This is a genomic window from Xanthobacter sp. BG11Y11_SDJG, from assembly GCF_057364445.1.
On sequence record NZ_JBNFNU010000530.1, the window covers coordinates 1 to 2338 of the forward strand.

A 2338-nucleotide genomic window follows, 5' to 3' on the forward strand; every position below is an offset into this window, starting at 1 on the left:
CGGCGCCCGCTGTGACGCCGGCCGCCGGCGCGCGCAGGCGCGCCGGGCGGGTGGTTCGTGCCATCAAAAGAAAACGCGTCGTCCGCGGGGCGTAGTCCTGCACCGCGAGCTGCACCTTGGTGAGACCGTGGCTGGTGAATCCCAGCTCGGATGCGGCCGCCCGCGAAACGTCGATGATGCGGCCGCGCACAAACGGGCCGCGGTCGTTGATCCGCACCACGACGCTGCGGCCATTGCGCAGATTGGTGACGCGGACCTTGGTGCCGAAGGGCAGGCTCCGGTGCGCCGCCGTCAAGGCCGACGGGTTGAAGCGCTCACCGCTGGCCGTGCTCTGGCCCTGCCAGTAATAAGAGGCGATGCCGGTATCGGCTCGGGCGGCGGTGGCCGACAGGAGACCGCCGGACAAGGCCAAGGCGGACAGGGACAGGCACAGGCTCACGCGAGACTTCATGCGTTCAAGCTTCCGGGTTGTGGAGGGGAGGGGGCCGAATGCCGGCCCAATGGGGCGTCAGTGTCACCATCCGGGGGCAATTTTCTGGCGAACTCCCTTTGGTCGCCACACTTCTGCCGCGCATGCGCAGCCGGATCAGGACCCGCTGGCCCGCGAGGACCCGGCCCCGCGCCACACGCGCGGCTGCTTCCCGCATGATCTCCTGGGGAGGGCGCCGGGGCAGGGCGATTAAGGCTTGTCGGGCGAACACCGATGGTCTAAGGCTCGCCCCACGTCGGAGCGTAGCGCAGCCCGGTTAGCGCACTAGTCTGGGGGACTAGGGGTCGTGGGTTCAAATCCCGCCGCTCCGACCATTCTCCCCGCCCCGCTGTCACCAGCCTTTGCCGTAACACCCTGCAGCGACGCCCTGCCGCTTCATCCGCGACCCGGCCGCGACTATCGTGCCCGGACGAGGCTCGGGGAGCGCAGCCATGATTGATCGTCAGGCAAATGATCGTCCGGGCCCCGCGCCCCACGACGCGGCGGCCAAGGGGCCGCCTGGGGCGGCGCGGCACCGCTGGCTGATCATCGCCATGGCCGGTGTGGCGGGCGTGCTGTCGATCGGGCTGGCTCTGCTGCGCGGCCTCGGCTGATCGCCGGAAGCCTTGAAGACTGCCGGGGAATCGCCCATCCGGACCCGGTGCCGAACGCCTTGAGGAGACCCACCGTCCATGCCGCCCGAATTCACGGCCCCGACGCCCCTCATCTTCACCATCCTCGGCTGCGGCTCGTCGGGCGGCGTGCCGCGCGTGGGGCAGGGGTGGGGCGCGTGCGATCCGGCCGAGCCGCGCAACCGGCGGCGGCGCTGCTCGCTGCTGGTGGAGCGCCACGGTCCCGGCGGCACCACGACGGTGCTGGTGGACACGTCGCCCGATCTGCGCGAGCAGCTTCTGGACGAGGCCGTGACCGCGCTGGACGGGGTGCTGTTCACCCATTCCCACGCCGACCACACCCACGGCATCGACGACCTGCGCCCGCTCGCGATCCTGCACCGGCGGCGGATCGACGTGTGGACCGACCCGGAGACCTCCGCGGCGCTCCACGCCCGCTTCGCCTATTGCTTCACCACGCCCCCGGGCGGCGCCTATCCGCCCATCCTCACCGAGCACCGGTTCCATGAAGGGCGCGAGATCGTGGTGGATGGCCCCGGCGGGCCGATCACGGCGCTGCCGTTCCGCCAGCATCACGGCGACATCGACTCGTTCGGCTTCCGCTTCGGCGGCGTCGCTTATTCAAGCGACGTCAACGGATTTCCGGATAACAGCCTGCCGCATCTGCGCAATCTCGATGTCTGGATCCTGGATGCGCTGCGCGAGACGCCGCATCCGTCGCACTTCACGGTCGGCGAGGCGCTCGACCATATCGCGCGGTTGAAGCCGGCGCGGTCCATTCTGACGAACCTCCACACCGACCTCGATTATGCCCAGCTGCGCGCGGCGCTGCCCGAGGGTGTTGTGCCCGCATTTGACCGCATGCGCTTCACCTCGGCTTGAGCTCCTGCCACCGTCGCCCGGCACAGGCCCTCAGAATCCACGCGAGTTGTTAATCTCAAGAGTCTGATTCTGATCGATCTTTTTGTGAAGTTCCGACGGACGTTCTGCGGCAAGCCCAGGCTGGCGGGCTGAGCTTGCGGCCTTGCTTCCCGTCCGATGGTCATACGTTTATGTTCCATAATATATCTTCTGCGCTCTGTCGGGACCCGGTTCCCGGCGGTCAGACGCGCCCCGTCTTGCGGTCCGTTTCGCCACCGCATCCTCCGCCTCGACCACGGCCGGCCCTCGGCCGCGCTCCCCCTGGCGCGCTCCCCTGGCGCGCCGCATCATCCCGTCGCGGCTGGCGCCGATGCCG

General features: G+C 69.2%; 3 protein-coding genes and 1 tRNA gene. 3 read left to right on the forward strand and 1 reads right to left on the reverse strand.

The window, feature by feature from the left end; genetic code table 11:
• The coding region (locus AC2W7M_RS23940) for a septal ring lytic transglycosylase RlpA family protein (protein ID WP_486135471.1) at positions 1 to 451 on the reverse strand (451 nt) is incomplete at its 3' end.
• 275 nt (positions 452 to 726) lie between these two features.
• Here AC2W7M_RS23940 and AC2W7M_RS23945 point away from each other — a divergent pair.
• The 3 genes from AC2W7M_RS23945 to AC2W7M_RS23955 all read left to right on the forward strand — a co-directional run bounded on the left by AC2W7M_RS23945 (position 727) and on the right by AC2W7M_RS23955 (position 1983).
• Positions 727 to 804: transfer RNA gene (locus AC2W7M_RS23945), tRNA-Pro, on the forward strand.
• A gap of 117 nt (positions 805 to 921) precedes the next feature.
• Positions 922 to 1083 (forward strand): hypothetical protein, encoded by a 162-nt coding sequence (locus AC2W7M_RS23950; RefSeq protein WP_486135473.1) that lies wholly within the window; start codon positions 922 to 924, stop codon positions 1081 to 1083.
• Between the two features lie 78 nt (positions 1084 to 1161).
• A complete protein-coding gene (locus tag AC2W7M_RS23955; RefSeq protein ID WP_486135475.1) occupies positions 1162 to 1983 on the forward strand; it encodes an MBL fold metallo-hydrolase in 822 nt (273 codons plus the stop codon).
• The last annotated feature ends 355 nt before the right edge of the window (positions 1984 to 2338 follow it).